This window comes from Streptomyces sp. CA-146814 (assembly GCF_050942385.1).
In the GTDB taxonomy this organism is placed as follows: Bacteria; Actinomycetota; Actinomycetes; order Streptomycetales; family Streptomycetaceae; genus Streptomyces.
In genome coordinates, this window is the sequence record NZ_CP192068.1 from 6,353,685 (window position 1) to 6,378,356 (window position 24,672).

Consider the following 24,672-nt stretch of genomic DNA (forward strand, 5'->3'; position numbering starts at 1 on the left):
GCTTGCGGTATGTTGCCGAGACTTCCTGCGCTGGCCTCCAGGTGCTGTTGACGCGCGACCCCGGACTGGCCGCCTCGCCGTCGATGGCGCTCTCCCTGTCGGGCACCTGGCAGATGGCCAGACTTGGTCGGGACGACGTTCTCCGCGATGTTAGGGGCGTACAAGACCGATCGAGGCGGCCGCGCGCATCCGCCGCGGGCTGCCCGGTACGGGCGTGGTCATGCTGACGACCTTCGGCGAGGGCGAGTTCACCGCCCGCGCCCTGTGAGAAGGCGCCGACGGCTTCTCGCTCAAGGCCGACGCCCCCCCCGGGAGCTCCTGGCCGGTGTCCACGTGGTGGCGGCCGGAGGTGCCTGCCTCTCACCCCGGGTGAAGGCCTACGTCAGCGCCGTCCGCACCGAACTCGGCGTACGCAACCGTGTGGAGGCCGCCGTCACCGCGTACGAGGCGGGACTGACGGGGCGGGGTGGGTGAAGGGCGCGACGCGCTGCCGCAGGCCGAGGCAGCCGGGTCAGTGCGAACGAGGTTCCTCGGCCCGGATCCCCGTGGCGACCACGACGACGATGCAGAGCGCGATGATCGCCTCGGCCCGGAAGAAGGCGACGTGGTCGGGGAGGGAGCCGACGGGCGGTGCGCCGGGGGCGGTGTTGCGGAAGGCGGTCAGGGCAAACAGGGTGGCGGCCATCCAGCCGAGGGCCGGCCAGGTCAGGCCCCTGCGCCGGGTGACGAGGAACCAGCCTCCGACGCGTACGGGCACGGCGAGCACCCACATCGCCACCATCTGAAGAGGTCGCAGGCGAAGGTGCTGCCCGAGCGTTCCAGCCCCACGTCGAACACCACCGCTCCGTCGACCGTGGAACCGTCCACGGCGGCGGTGAAGAGCGCGTCGTTGTTGGTCAGGGTCATCCGTACGGGCACCGGCACACCCTCTTGCCGCGCGCCGAACTCCAGCGTGGTGGCGTAGGAGTCGAACGGGTAGTCCGTGACCGATCCGCCGGTCAGCGTCACGGGTACGTCCATGGTCGTGATGCAGCTGTGCGCGCGGAACGTCAGGTCGCCCCGTACGAGGGGTGACGTCTGCAGGGTCAGGTTGGCGGAAGGCGGCACCCCACCCGCCTCGGGCGGACGCCGAGGGTCTGGCGCTCGTTGAACCGGAGCCACACCCCGGCCGTCACGGCCACGGCCACGAGGAGAAGGAGGACTCCCGAGGCGACGAGTCCGCCGCGGACGGGTGACAGGAGTCTCAACGTGGCCACGACCGTTCCGTGCGGTGGATGGGGTCAGCTGACGGGCTTGCCGGGCTGGTCGTGTGTGGCGCAGTGGATGCCACCGCCTCCGGAGGCGACGGTGTCGATCACGACCGGCACGATGTCGCGGTCGGGAAACTGCTCCTGGAGGATTCCCCGGGCCCGGTCGTCGGCCTTCCGGTCGCCGAACCGGGGCATGAAGACCGAGTCGTTGGCCACGTAGAAGTTGGCGTAGGTCGACACGAAGTCGTCGCCCTCGCCGGTGATCCTGTCGAGGTCGGGCTGCGGCAGGTCGATCACTTCGAAGCGCCGGCCCCGGGCGTCGGTCGCCCCGCTCAGCACCTCCCTGGCCTGGTCGGCCGCGCGCGACCAGGAGTCCGGGGGAGTGCCGGGGAACGCCTGGTCCAGCAGCACCACGCCCGGCGCCGTGAAGCGGACGAGGCTGTCCACGTGCGCGTCGGTGATGTCCTGGCCGCGTACGCCCTTCAGCCACACCACCTTCTCGACGCCCAGGGTCTCGATGAGGTCGGCCTCGATGTCGTCCCGGCTCATGCCCGGGTTGCGGTTCTCGTTGACGATCGAGCTCTCGGTGATGAGCAGGGTGCCCTCGCCGTCGGTCTCGAAGGAGCCGCCTTCGGCGATGAGAGGGGCCTCGACCCGCGGAATCCCGTACTTCGACAGGAGGGTGCGGCCGACGCGGGCGTCGTTCGTGTGCTCCTGCTTCTCGCCCCAGCCGTTGAAGTTGAAGTCGACCCCGATGACCTCTCCCCCCTCCTCGACGAAGACCGGGACCGTGTCGCGCGCCCACATGTCGTCCACCGCGAGAGGGATGACCTCGACCTGTGAGCCGCAGGCCCGCTGAGCCGCCTTCTGCTGATCGGGCCGGGCCATCATGACGACGTACTCGTACTCGGCGATGGCCCGGGCGATACGGGCGATGTCCTCGCGTACGTACGGGAGGACCTCCTCCCACACCGACTCCAGGGCGGGCCACGACATGAAGGTGCGCGCGTGGCTGTCCCACTCCGCTCCGAACCGGCGTTCCCCCTCGGGGACGCGGTCGGAGCCGGTGCCGACGGCCCCGGAGGCGGAGTCGTCCGGGCCGCAGGCCACGGCCCCGAAAGCGAGCGCGCCGAGCCCGGTGAGGGTGCGGAGGACCGTACGACGGGTGGGGGGACGGTGAGACACGATGGGCTCCGATCGTGGATGTTCAAGAGGCTATCCGTGGGCGCGGGATACGGCGCGGCGGTCTGCGGCCGGTCGGCCTGCGGTGCCCCGGTTCGCGCGCCGGGGCTGCGGACCCGAGCGACGGGTCCGTACCTGGCGCCCGGCCGGTATTGATCGCACTCTGACACTGACTGAAAATTCAGTCAAGTCGATCGAGGTGGGCCACCTCCACCCCGATCGCCTCGCGCATCCTGGTGCGGGCGTCCGCCAGGGTCAGGATGCCGCTGAGCCACCGGGCGCTGAGCCCCTCCAGCAGCGCGGTCAGTCGTTCGGCCGAGGCGGTGAGTGCGGACTCCGGTGCCGTCGGCCGGACCTCGCCCAGCTGGTCGGCCACCTCCCGGACCCAGATCACGCTCGCCAGGGCCAGTTCGCCGCGCAGCTCGGGGTCGAACACGGCGCTCGCCCGGAGCTCGCCCCAGGCCGTGCTGTTCTCCCGTACGTGGGGGAGGTCCTGGAGCTCCAGCAGGAGCGCCTGTTCCAGTCGGCGGAGCGGGCCGGCCGGTGCTCCGGTGGCCGGCTGCCCCGCTGCCGCCTGCTCGGCGGTGTACCGCTCGGCGCGGTTGTTGACGAAGGCCAGGGTGCGCCGGAGCAGGTCGGTGCGGTCCTCGAAGTGGTAGTAGATCAGGGCCTTGGAGACGCCCGCCTCCGCCGCCAGCTCCTCCACCCGCAGCCCCCGTACGCCACGGCGTGCGATGACGGTGGCCGCTGCTTCGAGAATGGCCGTTCTGCGGTCGCTCACCGCGTACTCCTCCTCATGGGGCGCCCTGCCGGAATGCCGGGAGGGCGTCTATGGCGTGTTGACTGAAACTTTAGTCAAGTGCACGATCGTTCCACCGGCCAGGTGCGCCCAGGTCTCCCGCCGGCGCCTCGGGCCCGTCCCGTCCGCCCTTTCCGTACCGCCGAAAGAGTCAGCGCATGTCCACTCCGTCCCCCGGGACACATCCCTTCCGCCCGGTGCTGTCGGCCGACGATCCGCAGGAGATCGGCGGCTACCGCCTCCACGCCAGGCTGGGCTCCGGGGGCATGGGCGTCGTGTACCTCGCCCACACCAGGGGCGGGCGGCCCATCGCGCTGAAGGCGGTGCGGGAGGACCTCGCGGCGGACCCCGGATTCCGGCTGCGGTTCGCCGACGAGGTCGCCAGCGCCCGGCGTATCCACGGACTCTTCACCGCCCAGGTGGTCGATTCCGGGGTGGACGATCCGGTGCCGTGGCTCGCCACCGCCTACGTTCCCGGACCCTCCCTCGCCCAGGCGGTCCAGCGCCATGGTCCGCTCCCGCTGCGTACGGTGCTGCTGCTGGTCGCCGGGATCGCCGAGGCGCTCCAGGCCATCCACCGCGCGGGGGTCGTCCACCGGGACCTCAAGCCCGCCAACGTCCTGATCGCCGGGGACGGTCCGCGCGTCATCGACTTCGGGATCGCCCGCGCGGCCGACGCCACCGGCCTCACCGGTACCGGGCTGCGCATCGGGACCGCCGCGTACATGGCACCGGAACAGGCCCTGGGTCTGCCCGTCACCCCCGCCGCCGACGTCTTCGCACTCGGCGCACTCGCCGTGTACGTGGCCGGAGGCGTGCCGGCCTTCGGGCCCGGGCCCGAGTCGGCCACGCTGTACCGGGTGGTGCACGAGCCGCCCGACCTCGCGCACGTGCCGTACGACCTGCGCGAACTGCTGGGGCGCTGCCTGGCCAAGCAGCCAGGACTCCGCCCGGCACCGGACGACATCATCGCGGCCGTGCACGCGCACCCGGGCGTGGCCCCCTCGCTCGAATTCACCCACGGCTGGCTCCCGGCCGGCCTGCGCGGCGAGGTCGGGCGGGGTGGTGAGGTCGGTGAGTACGGGTCGGGTGGTGGCGAGGCCGTTGCCCAGGCCGGCGAGTACGCGGCGCTCGACCCGGTACACATGGCGCCCACCCGGGCCCGGCCCACGCCCACCCGGACGCAGACCGCCCCCGGCACGGACCCGGCGCGCGCCCCCGGCTTTCGCGGCGGTACGGGAGACCGCGGCTTTTCCGGCGGTACGGGAGATGGCGCCGATCACGGCGGGGGCGGCCGGAGCGCCGGTGTCGTTCCCGACCGGCGGCGTGGCCGTGAGCGGCGACGGGGGAGGGGCGTCGTCGCGGTGGCGGTGGCCGGTGCTCTCGTCCTGGCCGCGGCCGCCGCCGTGCTGCACTTCTCGGACCGTCCCGTCGAGGGCGGTGCGGCCGGTGCGCACGGCTCGGACGCTCCCCGGCGACCGGCCCCGCGGACCCCCGTACCGGATCCGCCGGCCTCCGCCGCCGCGTCGGTGGAGCCGGGCCCCGCCCCGTACGCACCGGCCTACGCGGAAGCTGAACTGACCGCACCCGACGGGAGCTACGAGTTCGATCTCCGGACCGGGGAAGTGGTCCCTGCCGAGACCTCGTCCTGGTATCTGGCGTGGAGCGGGAACGCGTTCGTGCCGCCGGAGGACACCGACGCCTTCGTCGCGGCCGGGTACGTCCTCAGCCCGGCGGACTGCGAGCGGGGGCTCGCGACGGAGCCGGTGACCGACCTGCTCTTCGAGGAGCTCGCCGATGAGCGCCCGTTCTGCGTACGCAGCCCCGACCGGCGGGAGATCGCGATCGTCCGGCTCGTCCACGCGGAGGCGGAGGACGGGCCGGTCACGGTGGTGCTGAGCCGCTACACCAGGACGGGGTGACCCGGCCGTCCGGGGCAGGGTCCCCCGGCTTCTCCCATCGGCTTCTCCCGGCGGCTTCTTCCACCGGTGCGACCGTGGAGGCCGACCTTCCGCAGGGCCCTTCAGCAGGGCGGCGGCCGGGTGCGGAAGGCGGTGGCCGGCCCGGTAGGTTGGTCGCCATGGCGTCCCGTAATACCCGGATTCTCGAAGCGGCCGCCCGGGTGATCGCCCGGCGTGGCGTCCGTGGCCTGCGCGTGGAGGAACTCGCCGCCGAGGCGGGCGTCTCCACCGGGCTGATCTACTACCACTTCAAGGACCGGACCGGGATCCTCCGCCACACCCTGGAGTTCATCAACGACCGGGCGGAGCGCTACACCACGGCCCGGGGCCCGGACGCCCCGCCTCTGGGACCGCGCGAGGAGCTCGAACAGATCCTGCTGCTGGAACTGCAGGACACCGCCGAGGTCCGGGAGAACAGCGCGGCGTGGGGAGAGCTGCGGGCGAGCGCCGTCTTCGATCCGGCTCTCCGTGAGGATCTCGCCCGGGCGACCCTGGTGTGGGTGCAGGAAGTGGCCGCCCTGCTGGGCCAGGTGAGGCCGATGGCTCCCGCCGCGAAGCTCGCGGCCGCCGCCGAACGGCTCACCGCGCTGCTGGAGGGGCTGAGCATGCGCTGGCTCAGCGGCGGGCTCGCGGTCGACCACGCCAGGACCCTCCTGGCGGGCGGCATCGAAGCGGAGCTGTCCGGCCTGGAACCGCGGTAGCGGACCTTCCCCTCCTTCCTCGGTTCCTCGGCTGTTCACCGGCACATTGTTTACGCGCTACAACTCTTGACTGAATTTTCAGGCAGTGCCACAGTGATGCCCCTGAGGGTCGACGGGTCTCCTCCCCTCAGCCACCTCGAACGACGTTTCGGAGGAAGAGCGTGCTTCTCATAGCTGTGATCCGGGTGCGGGCCCACGCCGCCCGTCAGGAGTGGTCATGCCTCTGACACCCACGGAGCGGGACCGGCTGCTGCTGTTCACCGCGGCGGAGCTGGCCCGCGCCCGCCGGGCGCGAGGGCTGCGCCTCAACGTCCCCGAGGCGACCGCGCTGATCGCCGACACGGTGTGCGAGGCGGCCCGTGACGGGCACCGGCTGGCCGAGGCGCTGAAGCGCGGCCGGTCCGTCCTGACCCCCGACGACCTGCTGCCCGGGGTCGCCGACGTGGTCACCGAGATCCATGTCGAAGCCGTCTTCGAGGACGGCTCCCGGCTCGCCGTCGTCAGCGACCCGTTCGGCGGGGGCCATCTGGGCGACCTGGCCCCGGGAGCCGTCCTGTCCGGTCCGGCCGAGGCCGCCCGCGAGCCGGATCTGCTGCTCACCGTACGTAACACCGCGTCCGTGCCGATCAGCGTGACGTCCCACTTCCACTTCTTCGAGGCGAACCCGCGGCTCAGCTTCGACCGGGCCGCCGCCTACGGCATGCGGCTGGCCGTCCCGGCCGGCTCCTCGACCCGGTTCGACCCGGGGTGCGCCGCCGAGGTCGGCCTCGTCCCGATCGGCGGCACGCGGACGGCCATCGGCTTCGCCGGCCTGGTCGACGGCCCCCTCGACGCCCCCGGCTCCAGGGAGGAGGCCCTGCGCCGCGCCTCCGCCCGGGGATACCTCGGCGCGCCCGCACCGCAGGGGCCATCCCCGCAAGCCGCACCGCAAGGACCACCCGCACTGCAAGAACCACCCCCACAAGCAGCGCCGCAAGGGCCGCACGGGTCGTCAGGGGCAGGCGCATGAGCAGGCCTTCCCGGCACGGCGACCACTGTGCGCCCGGCAGCCGGCACATCGACCCGCGCGAGTACGCCGCCGTCCACGGCCCCCGGGCCGGCGACCGGGTGAGGCTCGGAGACTCCGGGCTCGTGGTGCGCGTCGAGTCCGACAGCCAGCGGCCGGGCGACGAGTTCCTCGCCGGATTCGGGAAGACCGCGCGCGACGGCCTGCACCTCAAGGCCGCCGCCGTCTCCGAGACCTGTGACGTGGTGATCAGCAACGTCCTGGTCATCGACGCCGTCCAAGGCGTACGCAAGGTGTCCATCGGCATCCGGCGCGGCCGCATCCACGCGATCGGCCGCGCCGGGAACCCGGACACGCTCGACGGCGTGGACATCGTGGTCGGCACCGGCACGACGATCGTTTCGGGGGAGGGCCTGATCGCCACCGCCGGTGCCGTCGACACCCATGTGCACCTGCTCTCGCCGCGGATCATGGAGGCGTCCCTGGCGTCCGGCGTGACCACGATCATCGGCCAGGAGATCGGCCCGGCCTGGGGCGTCGGCGTCAACTCGCCCTGGGCGCTGGGGCACGCCTTCAACGCCTTCGACGCCTGGCCCGTCAACATCGGCTTTCTGGCCCGGGGTTCGTCCTCCGACCCCGCGCCGTTGGTGGAGGCGCTGGCCGAGGGCGGGGCCTGCGGCTTCAAGGTCCATGAGGACATGGGCGCCCACGCCCGCGCGCTGGACACCGCCCTGCGCGTCGCCGACGAACACGATGTCCAGGTCGCCCTGCACAGCGACGGCCTCAACGAGTGCCTCACCGTCGAGGACACCCTCAGCGTCCTGGACGGCCGGACGATCCACGCCTTCCACATCGAGGGCTGCGGCGGCGGACACGTGCCGAACGTCCTCAAGATGGCCGGCGTGCCGAACGTCATCGGCTCCTCCACCAACCCGACGCTGCCGTTCGGGCGGGACGCGATCGACGAGCACTACGGCATGATCGTCTCCGTCCACGCGCTCAAGACGGACCTGCCCGGTGACGCGGCCCTGGCCCGTGACCGGATCCGGGCCGGGACCATGGGTGCGGAGGACGTCCTGCACGACCTCGGCGCCATCGCCATCACCTCCTCCGACGCGCAGGGCATGGGCCGGGCCGGGGAGACCATCCGGCGCACCTTCGCCATGGCGGGAAAGATGAAGGCCGAACTCGGCCCGATGGACGGTGACGGCCCGCACGACGACAACGCCCGGGTGCTCCGCTACATCGCCAAGCTGACCATCAACCCGGCCATCGCCCACGGGCTCTCCCACGAGATCGGCTCCATCGAGGTCGGCAAGATGGCCGACATCGTGCTCTGGCGCCCGCCGTTCTTCGGCGCGAAACCGCAGCTGGTCCTGAAGAACGGCTTCCCCGCCTACGGAGTCACCGGCGACCCCAACGCCGCCACCGACGCCTGCGAACCGCTCGTCCTCGGGCCGCTGTTCGGCGCGCACGGAGCGGCGCCCGCAGATCTCTCGGTCGCCTTCGTGAGCCGTGCCGCCGCCGAAGCGGAATCGTTCGGCGGGCCGCGCGATCCGCTCATGACGCGCCGTCGGCGGGTGGCCGTGCGCGGCACACGCGGCATCGGCCCGGCGGACATGGTCGCCAACAGCCGTACGGGAGAGGTGCAGGTGGACGCGCGGGACGGCCTGGTCAGCCTGGACGGGCAGCCCTTGCGTTCGGAGCCCGTCCAGAACGTCTCCCTCAACCGCCTCTACTTCCTCTGACCTTCAGCCTTTTTCCTCTCCGTCCCTTCCGGATCTCTTCCAGCCCCGTACCCATACCTTCTCGAATGACTGAATTTTCAGTCGAGCCAGCTGTGCTGAGCACTACAGAAATGAGTTCATCATGACCTCGTCGTTCCGTATGCCCGCCGAGTGGTCCGAGCACGAAGGGTGCCTGATGGCCTGGCCCACCCGTGCCGACCTCTGGGGCGAGGTCCTCCCGTCGGCGAAGGGCGAGTACGCGGAGGTCGCCCGGGCGGTCGCCGAGTTCGAGCCCGTCACCATGGTGGCTCCCCCCGGCAGCGGCGAGGACGCCCGCTCCTGGTGCGGTGACGACGTCACCGTCATCGAACTGCCCCTCGACGACTCGTGGTTCCGCGACAGCGCCCCGCTCTTCGTCCTCGACGGAAGCGGCCGCCGCGCCGGCGTGGACTTCCGGTTCAACGCCTGGGGGGGCAAGCACGCGCCCTTCGACTCCGACGACCGCGTCAGCGCCCTGCTCCTCGAACACCTGGCGGTCGAGCGCATCCCCTCCGCCATGGTCCTCGAAGGCGGAGCGATCACCGTGGACGGCGAGGGGACGCTGATCACCACCGAGCAGTGCCTGCTCCACCCGAACCGGAACCCCGGCATGAGCCGGGAGGACGTCGAGACCGAACTGAAGGCCCGGCTCGGCGTCACCAAGGTGATCTGGCTTCCGTACGGAGGGCTGCTCGACACCGAGACCGACGGCCATGTCGACGGCGTCTGCGCCTACGCGGCCCCCGGCACGGTCGTCGTCTCACTCCCCGAGGACCCCACGCACCCTGATTACGCCCGCATGCGGGCCAACCGGGCGGTGCTGGAGGCCACGAGCGACGCCCAGGGGCGGCCGCTGAAGATCATCGACATCCCGCAGACCTCCTTCGCCGACATCGCCGGCGGCCAGGTCGAGGTGTCGTACCTGAACTTCTACCTCGCCAACAGCGGTGTCGTCGTCCCCGTGGCCGGTACCCCGCAGGACGAGGCGGCCCTGGCGACGATCGCCGCCGCGTACCCCGGCCGCAAGGTCGTCGGCGTACGGGCTCCGGCGATCGCGTACGGCGGTGGCGGCGTCCACTGCATCACCCAGCAGATCCCCGCCGCGCCCCGCACCGCATGACCCCGTCCCCCCAGCCGGCCGGCGGAGGGACAGGCCCCCGTCCCTCCGCCGTGCCGTACGGAAAGAGAGCCACGATGACGATGCCACCCCGGCCGGGCACCGGCGGACGCCCTCCGCGCGGCCGTTCCCGGCCCGGCACCGGCGTACGCCGCCCGCGCGGCCGGTTCACCGCGGTGACGGGCGCCCTGACCGGCCTCGCGGTGCTCGCGGCCTGCGCCGGGCCGCCGACCGGTGGAGAGGGTTCCGGCGGCTCCTTCGCCCTGTCGGCCGGCACTCCCCGGCCGGCCGACGCGATCGACTCGTTCTCCTGGGCCGTGTACGCGGAGCCGCCGACGCTGGACTACACCGTGGCCTTCGACTACCCGCAGAACACGATCCTGTCCAACGTCTGCGAGAGCCTGATGCGCTGGACCCCGGGCCTCACCGTCGAACCGGGCCTGGCCCGCAAGGCGTCCCACCCCGACCCCACCACCTGGGTCTACGACCTCCGCGCGGGCGTCCGCTTCCACGACGGCCGGACGATGACCGCCGACGACGTGGTCTTCAGCCTCGGCCGCCAGCGCGACCCGGACAACGCCGCGGCCTGGGCCCAGATGTTCCAGAACGTCACCTCCGTCACCAGGACCGGCCCGCTCCAGGTCACCGTCAAGCTGAAGCGGCCCGACTCCCAGTTCCCGCAGTACATGGCGACGGCGGCGGGCGTCGTGGCCTCCCGGGCGGGCGTCGAGAAGGCGGGGCGGGAGTACGGGACCACCGGCGGTCTCGCCTGCACCGGGCCGTATCAGCTCCGCGCTTGGCACAAGGGCCGGTCCATCGAACTCCGCCGGTTCGACGGCTACCGGGGCACCCCGGCGAAGGCCGCCGAAGTCGTCTTCCGCTTCCTGACCGACCCGTCCGCCCGGACCAACGCCCTGCTCAGCGGCGAGGTCGACGGCGGCTACCTGATCCCCACCGAGAGTTACGCCCGGCTCCGGGAGAGCGGCGCGGGCACCCTCTACTTCGGCGAGGGCCTCAGCACGGTCAACGTCAGCATCACCGACCTCGACGGCCCGCTCGGCGACCTCCGCGTCCGCCGCGCGCTCTCGCTGGCGCTGGACCGGCCCGGGTTCGTGAAGGCCGGGCTCGGGAACGCGGGCAGCGCCACCGGCTCGCTCACCGCGCACGCCGCCTGGGCCGGTGCGCCGGAGCGCACGCGGAACGCGGCCTTCGACGGCCTGCCGCCGACGCAACCCGACCTCACCAAGGCCCGGAAGCTGATCGAGGAGGCCGGCGCCACCGGCGCCAAACTCACCGTCGCGACCAGCTCCATCGGCCAGGACGTCTCGCTCCTGGCCACCGCGGTCCAGGCGGCGGGCACGCAGATCGGCCTCGACATCCGGCTCAAGTCCATCGCGCCCAACGCCTTCACCGCGCTGTTCACCGACCCCGGCGCGCGCGAGGGCATCGACATGTTCCCGCTCACCTACTACCACTCCATCACCGATCCGCTGGACCTGCTGGCCAACTTCAAGACCGGCGCCTACCTCAACTTCGCCGGATACAGCGACAGGAGCTACGACCGGGGCGTCGAACAGGCCACCGCCGCCTACGACCCCGGGCGGCGCGCCGAGATCGTCGCGGAGCTCCAGCGGCACGCCGCCGACCGCCTGCTGTGGATCCCGGTCGCCGAGTGGCCGACCTCCGTGTTCCTCAACAAGAGGATCACCGGCGCCCCCACCACCATCGCCTACCTCTACCACCCGTGGGCCGCCGATGTCGGGGCCGCGCCATGAACCTCCTGAGATTCGCCGCGCGGCGCGTGGCGGAGATGGCCGCCACGCTGCTCATCGCCTCGTTCGTCGTGTTCGGCGCCATGTACCTGGCACCCGGCTCCCCGGCGAGCTTCCTGCTCTCCGGCCGGTCCGCCTCGCCGGAAGCCGTCGCCGCGATCAACGCCCAGTACCACCTGGACGCCCCTTTCGCCGTCCGCTATCTCCGCTGGCTCGGCGACATGGTCCAGGGCGACTTCGGGCGCTCCTTCACCTACCGTACGGACGTCTCCGGCCTCCTCGCGGACCGCCTGCCCACCACCCTGCTGCTGATCGCCATGGCGCTGACCGTGGTCGTCGCCGCCGGCCTGTTCCTCGGCCGGATCGCGGCCGTACGGGGCGGTGCCACCGACGCGGCCGTCCTGATCAGCACCACGATCGCCGTCGGCACACCGTCGTTCGTCGCGGCCGTCCTGCTCCAGGGACTGTTCGCCGTCAAACTCGGCTGGTTCCCCAGCAGCGGCTCCGGCGACGGCCTCCTCGACACCCTGTGGCACCTCACCCTCCCGGCCGTCGCCCTCGCGCTCTACCTGATCGGCATGCTCGCCCGGGTCACCCGCTCGGCCATGCTCGAAGCCCTCGGCAGCGAACACGTCACCGTCGCCCGCAGCCGCGGAGTGCCCGAACGGGACGTGATCCGCCGCCATGTGCTGCGCAACGCCCTCGGCACCGTGCTCACCACCGGCGGTCTGATCGTCTCGACCCTGCTCGTCTGCACGATCCTCGTGGAGACCGCGTTCAGCGTCGGAGGGATCGGCCAGCTCCTCGAACTCGCCACCAGCACCAAGGACTTCCCGACCGTACAGGCCATCTCCCTGATCATCGTGGCCCTGTTCATGGCGGTGAACCTCCTCGTCGACCTGCTGCTCCCGGTGGTCGACCCGCAGATCACCCTCGGTACGAGGGGGGCCGCCGCATGACCGCCGTCCTCACCCGCAGACCCGGCCTCGCCCGGATCAAGGCCCGCTCGGCCGGGGCGCCGCTCCACGCGTTCTGCCTGGCCTTCGTCGCCCTCGTCGTCCTCGCCGCGCTGTTCGCGCCCTGGCTGGCCCCCTACGACCCGAACGCGGTCGACCTCTCCCAGGCCCTCGCCGGGACCACCGCCGACCACCCCTTGGGCGCCGACGCCGCCGGGCGGGACACCCTCTCCCGGCTCCTCGTCGGAGCCCGCGCCTCCCTACTGGGCCCGCTCGGCGTCGTGGTCTTCTCCACCGTCCTCGGCGTCGCCGTCGGCATGGCCGCCGCCTGGCGGGGCGGCTGGCTCGACTCCGTACTCTCCCGCAGCACGGAACTCGTCTTCGCGTTCCCCGGCATGCTGCTGGCGATCATCGTCATCTCCGTCCACGGGGAGGGTCTGCTCGCCCCCGTCATCGCCCTCGCGGTGGCCTACCTGCCGTACGTGAGCCGGCTCACCCGCTCCCTCGTCCTGGCCGAACGGATGCGCCCCTACGTCAGCGCCTACCAGGTCCAGGGCCACTCCGCGTTTGCCATCTGCCTGCGCCACATCCTGCCCAACATCGCCCCGGTCGTCCTCGCCCAGGCCACCATCAACTTCGGCTACGCGCTCATGGACCTCGCCGGCCTCTCCTTCCTCGGGCTCGGCGTCCCCCCGCTCACCCCCGACTGGGGCCGCATGGTCTTCGACGGACAGACGGCCATCCAGCACGGATACCCCCTGTCCGCGGTGGTCCCGTGCGTCCTCATCGTGCTGACCGTCGTCGCCTTCAACGTCGCCGGCGAGCGCTGGGCCGACCGGGTCGCCAGGAGGACCCCGTGACATCGCCGTACGTGCTCGACATCCAAGGGCTGCAGATCACGCTTCCCGGAACCGCGCGGCGCGTCCTCGACGGCGTCGACCTGACCGTCGCCGCAGGCGAGACCGTCGCGCTCGTCGGCGAGTCGGGCTCCGGGAAGACCCTCACCTCACGCAGCGCCCTCTCCCTGCTCCCGCCCGGCGCGCTCGCCGAGGGTACGGTCGCCGTGGCCGGGGACGACGTCCTCACCATGAGCGCCGAGCAGGTACGGGCCCTGCGCACCGGCACCGTCGCGATGATCTTCCAGGACCCGAGAGCGGCCATCAACCCGCTGCGCCGCATCGGCGACTTCCTCACCGAGGGCTCCGTCCTGACCGGGACGACGAGCAGGACGGCCGCGACCGCCCGCGCGACCGAACTCCTCGAAGCGGTGGGCGTCGACGCGTCCGTCCTCGGCAGGTACCCGGGCCAGGTCTCCGGCGGCATGCTCCAGCGCGTCATGATCGCCGCGTCCCTCATGGGCGACCCCGCGCTCCTGCTCGCGGACGAGCCGACCACCGCCCTCGACGTCACCACCCAGGCCGAGGTCGTCGCCCTCCTCGGCCGGCTCCAGCAGCGCTTCGGCACCGGCCTGCTGTTCGTGACGCACGACCTCGACCTGGCCGCCGCGCTCAGCGACCGCGTCTACGTCATGTACGCGGGCCGGATCGTCGAGAGCGGCCCCGCCCACGCCCTGTTCACCCGCCCCCGCCACCCCTACACCGCGGCGCTCCTCGCCTCCACGCCCCGCCTGGACGCCCCCTCCGGACGGCTCCCCGCCATCGAGGGGCAGCCCCCGGACCTGCGTACGGAGGTGGCCGGCTGCCTCTTCGCCCCGCGCTGCCCGCTCGCCACGGACCTCTGCGACCAGCGGGGACCGGAGCCCCGGCCGGTCCCGGACCGGCCCGGACAGCAGGCCGCCTGCCACCACAGCGACCGCCTCGGAAGGAGAACCGCGGATGCCTGACGTTTCGGAAGGAGAGCCGGCGCCGGTGCGCGAACCCGCCGGCCGGGCGGTGACGCCCGAACCCGCTCGCCGGCCCGTGACGCCCGAACCCGCCCTCCGGGCCGTCGGCCTCACCCGTACCTACGGAGCTGTACGCGCCGTGGACGGCGTCTCCTTCACCCTGCCGCGCGGCGGGTCCCTCGGCATCGTCGGCGAATCCGGCTCCGGGAAGACCACCACCGCCCGGATCGTCGTGGGCCTCGAACTGGCCGACTCCGGCGAGGTCGTCGTGGGCGGCAGGACCCGGCCCGCGACCGTACGGGGACGGGCCCGGCGCCTCGCCCGCGCCCGCGAGGTGCAGATGGTCTTCCAGGACCCCTACCTCTCGCTCGACCCGAGGACGTCCGTCGCGGCGGTCCTCCACGAGACCCTGCGCCTGCACTTCCCCGGCCGGGACCACCCGCACCGGGTGCGCGAACTCCTCGACCAGGTGGGCCTCGCCACCCGCGCCGCCGACGCCCGGCCCGGACAGCTCTCCGGCGGCCAGCGCCAGCGCGTCGCGATCGCCCGCGCCCTCGCCGTCGAGCCGGCCGTCCTGGTCCTGGACGAGGCGGTCGCCGCCCTCGACGTGTCCGTCCAGGCGCAGATCCTCAACCTGCTCGCCGACATCCGCGAACAGGCCGCTGTCGGCTACCTCTTCATCACCCACGACCTCGGCGTCGTCCGCTGCGTCACCGACGACGTCATCGTCATGCGCCACGGCCGGGTCATCGAGGCCGGTGCCACCGCCGACGTCCTCGCCGCACCCCGGCACCCCTACACCCGTCTGCTCCTGGACTCCGTGCCGCACCCCGGCTGGGACCCGGAACAGATCGCCGCCGCCCGACGCGCCCTGTGACCCCACGTCACCGGGCGCTCCCCGTAAGACCCGTACCTCTTCGCGGGCAGACAACAGGAGGCATCACATGAGCAGCAGCACCCCCCGCACCCCCTCAGGACCCCGGCCGAACAGGCGCAGATTCCTGGCGGCCGCCGGGCTCACCGCCGCCGGCGCGGCCCTGGCAGCCGTCCAGGGCAGCGCGGGCGCCGCACCGGTCCGCCGGCCCGCCGCCGGCACCTACCGCGTCCCCATCGAGGACGTCCGCCACACCCGTACGTGGATGGCCTGGCCCGACAGCACCGCGATCTGGGGCCGGGGAGCACTCGCCGGCATCCAGGCCGACATCGCGCTGATCGCCCGTACGATCGCCCGGTACGAGCCGGTCATCATGCTGGCCAACTCCGCGAGCGCGGCCAAGGCGCGCTCCCAGTGCGGCACATCGGTCACCGTCATCACCTCCATCCCCGTCGACGACTGCTGGATGCGGGACACCGGCCCGGTGTTCCGCACCGACGGAGCCGGCGGCCTGGACGCCGTGGGCCTCAACTTCAACGGCTGGGGCAGGAAGCAGGCCCACGCCAAGGACGCCCTGGTCGCCGAACGGATCGCCGCGTACACCGGAGTGCCGTTCACCTACGCCGAGTTCGTCGGCGAGGGCGGCGCCATCGAACAGGACGGCGCGGGAACCCTGATGGCGACCCGCAGCAGCCTCCTCAACCGCAACCGCAACCCCGGAATGTCGGAGCGCACCCTGACCGCCGAGATGTGCGAGGCGTACGGCGCGTCCAAGGTCATCTGGTTCGACGGCGTCTACGGGCAGGACATCACCGACAACCACGTCGACGCCACCTCACGCTTCCTCGCCCCCGGCGAAGCCCTCGTCCAGATGCCCCTCGCGACGGACAACGACGCCTACGCCAAGGACGCACGCCAGCAGCACCGCATCCTCACCGAGTCGACGACCGCCGCGGGCGGGCCGATGGACGTGACCCGGATCCAGGGCCCGGACTACGACCGGATCCGCTCCGGCAACCCGGACTTCCTCGCCTCGTACGCCAACTACTACCTCTGCAACGGTGCCGTCATCTGCGCCCACTTCGGCGACTCCCGCGCCGACGCGGCCGCGAAGGCCACCCTGACCCGCCTCTACCCCGGCCGCGCCGTCGAGCAGCTGAACATCGACCGCCTCGGCACGGGAGGCGGCGGCATCCACTGCGTCACCCAGCAGCAGCCCGTGCCGTAGCGGTGACGCCCGGCCGGCGCCACCGCAGCGCGGCGGTGACGGCCGGGCCGATCCGTCCCTCTCCCGGCGGCGTCAGCGGTACCGGATCAGGTGCAGTGCGTGGACTCCGGTATTCCGTCCACAGCGGTCAGGTCGACCAGACCACCCGGCCGTTGTGGACGATGACCACCTTGCCGTCGGGGCGCAGGATCATCTGGGCGCCGCCGAAGTCGTGGGTCTTGGAGGCCCAGATGGCGCGGTCGTCGCCGTTGTGGATGACCAGGTTGCCGTCGGGCTGGAAGATCGCGCGGTGGTTCTCGCCGAAGGTCATCGCGGCCCAGACGGGCTTGTTCCGCTCGTTGTAGACGACGAGGTTGCCGTCCTGCTGCATCGTCATACGGATGCGGTTGGTGGCCCAGGACTGGCCGACGCCGATCGAGCTGGTCGCGGAGACCGTCTGGGTGCCCCAGTCGGGCTGGGGCGTCGCCTTCGGCTTGGGTTTCGGCTTGGGCTTCGGGGTGGGGGTGGGCTCGGGCTTCTTCTCGGGTGGCGGGCTCTTGCTGGGTTGCGGTGCGGGCGCGGCGGGTGCGGGGGCGGCCGGGGCCGGTGGTGGGGCGATCTTCTTCTGTACTGTCGGGGACGGCGTGGGCTTCACTGCCACGTAGTCGTCCAGGGCCGCCGGGGCCGGTTCCGGGTTGAGGACCGTGTCGGCGCTTCCGGCCACCGGTGCCGTGCTGGTGTTACGGGGCTCCTCGTCGTTCGCGCTGCCCATCAGGAGCACGGGTATCGCCACCAGCGCGGCGCCCACGAACGCCGCACCCGCCAGGATCGGTGTGCGGGGGCGTCCCTTGTCGGCCGCCGTGAGGGTCTTGGTGGCCGGCGTCGTGCCGATGGCCGTGGCCACGGCCAGGCCTGCTGCGCGTGACTCGGGTTCCTCGGCCGTCTTCGCCGCCGTGGTGGTGGTGGGCTCTGCCTCGGAGGTGGGTGGCGAGGCCTCCGCCTTGGAGGCGGGAGGCGATGTTTCCGGCTCTGGAGTGGGAGCCGGTGTCTGTGCCGCCTCGGAGGTGGTTGCCGAGGTCTTCGTCTCCTCGGTCGGTGTTGTGGCGGCCTCCTCCGTCTGGGCTTTGGCTGCCGCGGTGTTGGGGTGCTCGGGGGACATGCGGTGACTCCTCCTCGGGGGCGTGCTCAACGTAGCCCGTCGCGCGGAAGGTGAGCGGTGTCTCCCCGAGAACGGCCCCGTCGCTTTGTCCTTCCGCGCCTCACTGGTCCCGGAACGTTCCCTGTTCGGGCAGCAAACGGGCACGTCGGCGGCCGATACGGAGCTGCGGTGAGACCCCGTCAGCAGGAGTCGTATGACATTCTGTTGGCTTCCCGATCTGATCACTGTCGGCGGTTCAGGCAGACCGTCCGGCGCTCAAGTAATGCGTACGGAGCCAAGAGTTCAGGTGGAGATACCGGCCGGAGAGCGGCAAGAGGGCGAGAGAGAACTGTCGTTGGACGTTCCTGATGCCTCGGCGGTGCCCGACGCCGTACGGGAAGCCGCCCGTCGGGCGCCGGGGCACTGGGTCGGGATCGTCGATCCGGAGTGGGACGGCGACCCTACGCCGCCGGAGTGGGCCGTGCTGGGCGAGTGGCGGTCGGACGAGAGTGGAGGCGTGGGGGAGTACCGCGCCAACCCGGCGTACCGGCCCTCGGCTCGGGTCCTCGGGTGGCCGGAGCCCACCGATCCCGTGGACGCGGCGGCTCAGCGGGCCGCCACCGGGTACGGCACGGTCGGGGAAGCCCTCGCGGAACTCGCCGGGGCGGACGTCTCCGTGGTGCGCGGGCCGGACGGCGGGCCGCTCATGGCCGCCGGGCGGGACGGGGCGCCGGTGGTGCTTCTGTTCACCTCGCCCACACATGAATTCATGTCCTCGGCACTTCACCATGACAGCCTGCCCGCCACGGAGTTGGCCAGGTCGGTGAGCGCCTCCGGCGCCCTGTTGATGGTCAACGCCGGGGCCGCCGCTCCTCTGCTCGTTCCGGCCGACAGCCTTCCCGGCACCGTGAGCGGCGCGGACGACCACAGCCCGGCCGAACCCCGGCCCCAGACCACCGAGAGGACCCCGTGACGCGTTCGTCCCAGCAGCCACCCGCCTCCCCGGAGGCCCGCGCGGAGTCCGCCGCCGCGAACGAGAAGGCCGCGAACGAGAAGACGGCCTCGGTCGCCGCCGCGCCCGAGGCGCCCGACGGAGCCGGCGTGCCCGACTCCCGTACCGTAGAAGCGGAGAAGGAAGCGGTGGGCGCCGAGGAGCGGAAGAGCCCCGAGGCCCCGGCCGAGGCCGCTGCCCCGGCCAGGACCGCCGCCCCGGACACGGCCGAACCGACAGCCGCGCAGCCCGCCGCCGGAAGCTCCGAAGCCGCAACCGCTCCCGCGCAGGCCGAGCCCGAAGCGGCCGTCGCTCCCGAGGGCCAGGGCTCCGAACCCCGCGCCGCCGCTCCCGAGGCCGACACCGAGCCCGATCCCGGTGCCTCCGCCGCCGCCCAGAGCCGGCTCCCCGCCCTCGTACGGACCATGACCGCCACCGCCATCGGCAAGCCGCAGGAGCAGGCCGGGCCCGTCGGGCGGCCCGGGAAGGCCATGCTCGCCGGGGCCGCGGTGGCGGGGGCGCTCCTCGTGTCCGTGCCCTTCCTCGTACTCGCCGGGAACGACGACAAGGGGCCCGAGCAGCCGTCCACGGCGGCGGCCGGGACCGTGCTCGACGGGAGCGGGCCGGAGGCGCCCGGAGAGTTCGCCGTCACCGCACCCGAGACCAGCTCCCCGGCCGAGGAGGAGAAGGGCGGCGGCAGGGCGGAGAAGGCCGATCAGCCCGTACGGCAGGTTGCTCCGCCCGCCGCGCCACCGACCGGCAGCGACAGCGGCAGCGGTAAGGGCGAGGCCGAGAAGGAGGGCGCTTCTGCCGACGACCCGCCGAAGAAGGCCGATCCACCCAAGGCGCAGCCCGAAGCGGAGCCCAAGGCCCAGCCCAAGGCCCAGCCCAAGGCCCAGCCCAAGGCCCAGCCCAAGGCGAAGAACCAGCCGGCCAAGGCCCAGCCCGCCGTCACCTTCCGGGGGCCCTTCTCCTTCCGCAGCCACCTCTCCGGCCGCTGCGTCGACGTCCCCGGCCACAACTTCAACGACGGCCAGCGGCTCTTCATGTGGGACTGCAACGGCGCCGACGCCCAGAAGTGGCGCATCGGCTCCGACGGCACCATCCGCGCCCGGGACAAGTGCCTGGACGTGGCAGGCGCGGTCTTCCGCAACGGCACCCCCATCCAGCTCGCCTGGTGCAACGGCTCCGCCGCCCAGAAGTTCGACCTGAACCCCGCCCACGACCTGGTCAACACGGTCGTCGGCATGTGCGTCGACATCCCGAACCACAGCAAGGACCGGGGCCCGTCCACGTATCTGGTCCTGTGGGAGTGCACGGGCAACCCCAACCAGAAGTGGAGCTCCTGACCCGGGCATCCGGCCGTCGGGAGCCCGCCCCCGGCGGCCGTCCGCGCGGGACGGGGCATGATGGCATCGCCGGACCGCTGGAACCGTGTCCCCGGTGAAGAGGGGCGTCCGCACAGGACGCCGCCGTAGCAAGGAGGTTGGTGCGTGTCGCGCCAGGTACTGTCGGTCGGCCCCGGGGACCGCTTCGCGACGATCGGTGAGGCGCTCGCCGCCGCCCGTACCGGTGCGCTCATCAGCGTCCGGCCCGGAACGTACGCGGAGAACCTGGTGATCCACACCCGGGTCACCCTCACCGCCGCCGAAGGCCGTGGCACGGTGGAGATCCGGCCGCGTTCGGGCAGCGTGATCGCGCTGCGCGCCGACGCCGTGATGCTCTCGGAACTCACCCTGCGCGGCGGGGACTCCGAGCTGCCGGCCGTCGATGTGCGGCGCGGGCAGGCCGCGTTCGACGGCTGCGAGATCGTCGGCGCGACATGGACCGCCATGCTGGCCGGCGGCACCGGCTCCCTCGCGCTGCGGGACTGCCGGGTGAGCAACCCGCAGGGCGCGGGCATCGTCGTCACCTCCACCACGCCCACCACCGTCGAGTCCTGCACGCTCGAACACCTCGGCACCAGCGGTCTGGTCCTCGCCGAGCAGGGCGAGGCGCGGATCCGCGACTGCACGGTACGCGGCGCCCGTGGCAACGGCCTGCTCGCCAACGGCGAGACCCGCGGCACCGTCGAGGACTGCGACATCTCCTCCACCGACAAGCCCTCCATCGCGCTGGAGGAGAGTTCCGCTGTCTCCGTCGTACGGACCGTCGTGCACGACACCAGCACCGGTGTCCACCTGAGCAGTTCGGGCCGCACCACCCTGGAGGACGTCCGCGTCACCGGCGCCTCCGGCAACGGGATCGCGCTGGCCGGCGGCACCGACCCCGTCCTGCGCCGCTGCCGGGTCTCGCGCGTACGCGGCCATGGCGTCGTCGTCACCGACCGGGCGCGCGGCACCTTCGAGGACTGCTGGGTCGACGGGGCGCAGGGTGCCGCCCTGCGGGTCGCCGGAGCGTCCTCGCCGGCGCTGACCGGGCTGACCGTCCGCGACTGCGAAGGGGCCGGGCTGCTCCTGGAGGAGGACGCGGCGCCCGAGCTGGACCGCCTGGAGGTGATCGGCTCCTCGCCCGCCGTCGCGCTGCAGGGCGGCGCCAACCCGCTGCTGCGCCGGGCCCGCCTGGTGGAGCCCGCCGGCGACGGCATCGCGGCCACCCGTGACGCCCGCGGCCGGATCGAGGACTGCGAGATCGTCCGGCCGAAGGGAGCCGGTGTCCGGGTGGCCTCCGGCTCCACCCTCTACCTGGCCGGCGGCGGGGTCTCCGACACCGCTACCAGCGGCCTGGTCGTGGAGGACGGCGGCAACGTCACCGTCCGCGACTTCCGTGTCGAGATATCCGGCGAGGAGGGCGTGGTCGTCGCCTCCGGCGGTGAGCTGACCGCCAACCGCACCACCGTCCACGCCCCCAAGGGCCACGGATTCCTGCTCCGCGAAGGCGCCCTCGCCTCGCTCAGCGGCTGCGAGGCCAACGGCGGTGCCCAGGACGGCTTCCGCGTCGAGTCCACCGCACCCGTCTCGCTCGTCAACTGCACCGCCCGCGAGAACGAGGGCGGCGGCCTGGTGCAGACGGCCCCCGGCGAACGGCTCGCCGTGGACGGCCTGAACAGCGTCTCCAACGGCAAGCGGGACGCCTGGGGCAGCGGCAGCGCCGAGAACACCGACCCGGCCGGATCCGGTGCCGCCGACGCGCCTCCGCCGGACCGCGCGGACGGCCCGCTCGGCGCCCTCAACGCCCTGATCGGCCTGGAGAACGTCAAGCAGCAGGTCCGTACGCTGGTCAACCTCACCCAGCTCGCCCAGCGCCGCGAACAACTCGGCATGCCCGCACCGCCGATGAGCCGCCACCTGGTCTTCGCGGGCCCGCCCGGCACCGGCAAGACCACCGTCGCCCGCCTCTACGGCGCGATCCTCGCCGAGCTGGGTTCGCTGCGCAGCGGCCACCTGGTGGAGGTCTCCCGCGCCGACCTCGTCGCCCAGGTCGTCGGCGGCACCGCCATCAAGACCTCCGAGACCTTCCAACGGGCCCTGGGCGGCGTGCTCTTCATCGACGAGGCCTACACCCTCACCGCCGACAGCGGCAGCGGCGGCGCCGACTTCGGCCGCGAGGCGGTGGACACGCTGCTCAAGCTCATGGAGGACCACCGCGACGACGTGGTGGTCGTCGCGGCCGGATACTCCCGTGAGATGGACTCCTTCCTCAGCTCCAACCCCGGTCTGGCGTCGCGCTTCTCACGGACCGTGGAGTTCGAGAACTACTCGGTGCCGGACCTGGTCGCGATCATGGAGAGCATGTGCGCCCAGCACCAGTACGAGCTGGGTGACGGCACGGCGGAGGCGCTCGCCGCGCACTTCGGTGCGATGGACCGCGACGCCGGATTCGGCAACGGCCGTGCCGCGCGCGGAGTGTTCGAGGAGATGGTGGACCGGCAGGCCGTCCGCCTCTCCGCCCAGCCGCAGGTCACCGAGCACGATCTGCGGCTGCTCCTGCCGGACGACGTCTCCGCCACCGCCACCGCGACGGCCACCGGGCCCGCCGCACCGGCCGACGACCCGCTCACCCGCCTCGGCGACATGATCGGCCTGGCCGAGGTGAAGCGCGAGGTCGCCGACCTGGTCAACCTCATCACCACCGCCCGCCACCGCGCGGCGGCCGGACTGCCCGTCCCCTCGCTCAGCAACCACCTGGTCTTCACCGGCCCGCCCGGCACCGGCAAGACCACCGTCGCCCGCCTCTACGGGGAGGTGCTCACCCAGCTCGGCGTCCTGGAACGCGGCCAGCTGATCGAGGCGGCCCGCGCCGATCTCGTCGGCCGCTACATCGGCCACACCGCCCAGCTGACCCGCGAGGTCTTCGAGAAGGCCCGTGGCGGCGTGCTGTTCATCGACGAGGCCTACACCCTCACCCCGCGCGGAGGCGGCGCCGACTTCGGCCAGGAGGCGGTGGACACCCTGCTCAAGCTCATGGAGGACCACCGCGACGAGGTCGTCGTCATCGTGGCCGGCTACACCGACGAGATGGAACGCTTCCTCGCCTCCAACCCCGGCCTCTCCTCCCGCTTCCCGCGCCGGATCGCCTTCGCCGACTACTCCTCCGAGGAGCTGGTCACCATCGTCCGCGCCCAGGCGGCCGCCATGGGGTACGAGTGCGGGCCCGGCACCGGCCCGCTGCTCAAGGAGCACTTCGACGCGCTGCCCCGCGACCGCTCCTTCGGCAACGCGCGCCTGGCCCGCCAGGTGGTCGAGTCGATGGTCACCCGCCAGGCGGGCAGGCTCAGTTCACTGGCCGCGCCCACCCTGGACGACCTCCGGATCCTGCTCCCGGCCGACGTCACGGCCGCCGCGACGAAGGCGGTCCCGCAGTGAGGCCGCCGGTGCGGAGGACGACCCGCCTGCTGTACGGACCCGGGCTCGCCGCAGCTCTCATGCTCCCAGCGGCCGTCGCCCCGGCCCAGGCCGCCCCCCACCCCCGTACGCCCATCGCCTTCCCCGCCGCCGACGGCGAGAAGGACGGCGAGAAGGACGGCAGCAAGGACAGCGGCAAGGACGGCGAGAAGGGCCAGGAGCTGCCCGGCATGCCCACCGCCCTCGATCCCCGGGCCGAGGCCGTCGCCTGCACACCCGCCTCCAAGGAGGAGGCCAAGAAGCAGGACTGGTCCCGCCAGCGCCTCGACCTGGACCGGCTCCACCGGCACTCCACCGGCGCGGGCGTCACCGTCGCGCTGATCTCCACCGGGGTCGACCCCGGGGCGGCCGGGCTCAAGGGCCGCGTCACCGCCGAGGGCGAGGCGGCCGACGACTGCGTCGGACACGGTACGTTCCTGGCCGGGCTGATCGCCGGGTCAGGCGGGTCCACCCCGAGGCTGGCCGGGGTCGCCCCGGAAGCGAAGGTCCTGGCCCTGCGCGGCACCGACCGGCGCGGGCAGCCGGACGAGGAGCTCGTCACGGCGGCGGTACGCGAGGCCGCCGAGGCCCGGGCCGACGTGATCGCCGTCGCCGTGGCCCTCCCGCGCAAGGACACCGCTCTCACCCGAGCCGTCGCCGAGGCGCGCAAGGCCGGCGCGGTGGTCGTCGCCGCGGCCACCCCGGAGCCGCCGCCGCGCGGCTCCGCCGACGAGATTCCCTCCCGTACCTACTGGCCCGCCGGCGAACCCGGTGTCCTCGCCGTCGCCGACATGCTGCCCGCCGGCGCCCGCCCGGACGGCGCGCTGCCCACCGCGGCCGTCGACCTGGTCGCCCCCGGCGCCGGAGTGGTCTCCGGCGGGCCGCGCGGGAGGGGGCACTACCTCGGCGGAGGCGTCGCGGTGGCCACCGCGTACGCGGCCGGGGCCGCCGCGGTGGTCCGCGCCGCCCATCCCGACGGCTCGGCCGACTCCGTGGTCCGGCGGCTCACCGCCACCGCGTACCCGGCCGACATCCCGCAGCTCGACGCGTACGCCGCTGTCACCACGGTCCTCGGCGACCTGGCCGCGCCCGCCGCCGAGCAGGGTGCCGAACCCGTGGCCGTACGCGACACCGCCGACACCGACCGAGCCACCGGCCGGGCCACGCTCTTCGTGCTCCTCGGCACGGCCGGGGTCCTCGGGGTCCTCTGGGCTGGGTTCGCGCTCGCACGGGCCCGCGCGAGGGGCTGGCGGCCGGCGGGCCAGGAGTGAGACGGAGGTGGGGCG

General features: G+C 72.9%; 20 protein-coding genes. 15 read left to right on the forward strand and 5 right to left on the reverse strand.

All coding sequences use genetic code 11. The features are described 5' to 3' along the window. Positions 1–511 precede the first annotated feature (511 nt). The 4 genes from ACQP09_RS28465 to ACQP09_RS28480 all read right to left on the reverse strand — a co-directional run bounded on the left by ACQP09_RS28465 (position 512) and on the right by ACQP09_RS28480 (position 3,213). A complete protein-coding gene (locus ACQP09_RS28465; RefSeq protein WP_433404670.1) occupies positions 512–757 on the reverse strand; it encodes a DUF4436 family protein in 246 nt (81 codons plus the stop codon). Beyond that, positions 706–1,107, reverse strand: coding sequence for a DUF4436 family protein (locus tag ACQP09_RS28470; protein ID WP_433404672.1), 402 nt, complete (start codon positions 1,105–1,107; stop codon positions 706–708). Before ACQP09_RS28470 ends, ACQP09_RS28465 begins: the two co-directional genes overlap by 52 nt. 173 nt (positions 1,108–1,280) lie before the next feature. Then, on the reverse strand, positions 1,281–2,435 hold the full coding sequence (locus ACQP09_RS28475) for an agmatine deiminase family protein (RefSeq protein WP_433404674.1): 1,155 nt from the start codon (positions 2,433–2,435) through the stop codon (positions 1,281–1,283). A 178-nt stretch (positions 2,436–2,613) separates the two neighbouring features. Beyond that, positions 2,614–3,213, reverse strand: a complete 600-nt coding sequence (locus tag ACQP09_RS28480) for a TetR/AcrR family transcriptional regulator (RefSeq protein ID WP_433404676.1) — start codon at positions 3,211–3,213, stop codon at positions 2,614–2,616. A 176-nt stretch (positions 3,214–3,389) separates the two neighbouring features. On the opposite strand from ACQP09_RS28480, the gene ACQP09_RS28485 reads away from it, so the two are divergent. From ACQP09_RS28485 to ACQP09_RS28535, 11 genes are all read left to right on the forward strand, one after another. Further along, the gene (locus ACQP09_RS28485) at positions 3,390–5,153 is read left to right on the forward strand and encodes a serine/threonine-protein kinase (protein WP_433404678.1); all 1,764 of its coding nucleotides are present in this window, start codon (positions 3,390–3,392) and stop codon (positions 5,151–5,153) included. Between the two features lie 158 nt (positions 5,154–5,311). Then, entirely contained in the window at positions 5,312–5,893 is a 582-nt protein-coding gene (locus ACQP09_RS28490) for a TetR/AcrR family transcriptional regulator (protein WP_433404680.1), read from the forward strand. Positions 5,894–6,110: 217 nt separating this feature from the next. Further along, positions 6,111–6,902 (forward strand): urease subunit gamma, encoded by a 792-nt coding sequence (gene ureA / locus ACQP09_RS28495; protein ID WP_433404683.1) that lies wholly within the window; start codon positions 6,111–6,113, stop codon positions 6,900–6,902. Continuing rightward, a complete protein-coding gene (locus ACQP09_RS28500; RefSeq protein ID WP_433404686.1) occupies positions 6,899–8,647 on the forward strand; it encodes an urease subunit alpha in 1,749 nt (582 codons plus the stop codon). The genes ureA and ACQP09_RS28500 overlap by 4 nt, the downstream gene beginning before the upstream one ends. Positions 8,648–8,768: 121 nt before the next feature. After that, positions 8,769–9,785: an agmatine deiminase family protein gene (locus ACQP09_RS28505; RefSeq protein WP_433404687.1), complete on the forward strand. Its 1,017-nt coding sequence runs from the start codon at positions 8,769–8,771 to the stop codon at positions 9,783–9,785. Positions 9,786–9,859: 74 nt separating this feature from the next. After that, on the forward strand, positions 9,860–11,557 hold the full coding sequence (locus ACQP09_RS28510; RefSeq protein ID WP_433404690.1) for an ABC transporter substrate-binding protein: 1,698 nt from the start codon (positions 9,860–9,862) through the stop codon (positions 11,555–11,557). Then, positions 11,554–12,513: an ABC transporter permease gene (locus tag ACQP09_RS28515; protein ID WP_433404692.1), complete on the forward strand. Its 960-nt coding sequence runs from the start codon at positions 11,554–11,556 to the stop codon at positions 12,511–12,513. Before ACQP09_RS28510 ends, ACQP09_RS28515 begins: the two co-directional genes overlap by 4 nt. Then, positions 12,510–13,370, forward strand: a complete 861-nt coding sequence (locus tag ACQP09_RS28520) for an ABC transporter permease (RefSeq protein WP_433404694.1) — start codon at positions 12,510–12,512, stop codon at positions 13,368–13,370. Before ACQP09_RS28515 ends, ACQP09_RS28520 begins: the two co-directional genes overlap by 4 nt. Then, positions 13,367–14,353, forward strand: a complete 987-nt coding sequence (locus tag ACQP09_RS28525; protein ID WP_433404697.1) for an ABC transporter ATP-binding protein — start codon at positions 13,367–13,369, stop codon at positions 14,351–14,353. The genes ACQP09_RS28520 and ACQP09_RS28525 overlap by 4 nt, the downstream gene beginning before the upstream one ends. After that, entirely contained in the window at positions 14,346–15,230 is an 885-nt protein-coding gene (locus ACQP09_RS28530; RefSeq protein ID WP_433404699.1) for an ABC transporter ATP-binding protein, read from the forward strand. Before ACQP09_RS28525 ends, ACQP09_RS28530 begins: the two co-directional genes overlap by 8 nt. Positions 15,231–15,297: 67 nt before the next feature. Further along, the gene (locus ACQP09_RS28535) at positions 15,298–16,455 is read left to right on the forward strand and encodes an agmatine deiminase family protein (protein ID WP_433404701.1); all 1,158 of its coding nucleotides are present in this window, start codon (positions 15,298–15,300) and stop codon (positions 16,453–16,455) included. A gap of 127 nt (positions 16,456–16,582) precedes the next feature. Here ACQP09_RS28535 and ACQP09_RS28540 read toward each other — a convergent pair whose 3' ends face one another. Then, entirely contained in the window at positions 16,583–17,593 is a 1,011-nt protein-coding gene (locus tag ACQP09_RS28540) for a mannose-binding protein (protein ID WP_433404704.1), read from the reverse strand. Positions 17,594–17,879: 286 nt separating this feature from the next. Here ACQP09_RS28540 and ACQP09_RS28545 point away from each other — a divergent pair, with 286 nt between their 5' ends. The 4 genes from ACQP09_RS28545 (at position 17,880) to ACQP09_RS28560 (ending at position 24,657) form a co-directional block, all read left to right on the forward strand. Next, positions 17,880–18,545, forward strand: coding sequence for a type VII secretion system-associated protein (locus ACQP09_RS28545; protein WP_433404707.1), 666 nt, complete (start codon positions 17,880–17,882; stop codon positions 18,543–18,545). After that, on the forward strand, positions 18,542–19,912 hold the full coding sequence (locus tag ACQP09_RS28550) for a ricin-type beta-trefoil lectin domain protein (RefSeq protein WP_433404710.1): 1,371 nt from the start codon (positions 18,542–18,544) through the stop codon (positions 19,910–19,912). Before ACQP09_RS28545 ends, ACQP09_RS28550 begins: the two co-directional genes overlap by 4 nt. Positions 19,913–20,056: 144 nt before the next feature. Beyond that, positions 20,057–23,368, forward strand: coding sequence for a right-handed parallel beta-helix repeat-containing protein (locus ACQP09_RS28555; RefSeq protein ID WP_433404713.1), 3,312 nt, complete (start codon positions 20,057–20,059; stop codon positions 23,366–23,368). Beyond that, entirely contained in the window at positions 23,365–24,657 is a 1,293-nt protein-coding gene (locus ACQP09_RS28560) for a S8 family serine peptidase (protein ID WP_433404715.1), read from the forward strand. Before ACQP09_RS28555 ends, ACQP09_RS28560 begins: the two co-directional genes overlap by 4 nt. The last annotated feature ends 15 nt before the right edge of the window (positions 24,658–24,672 follow it).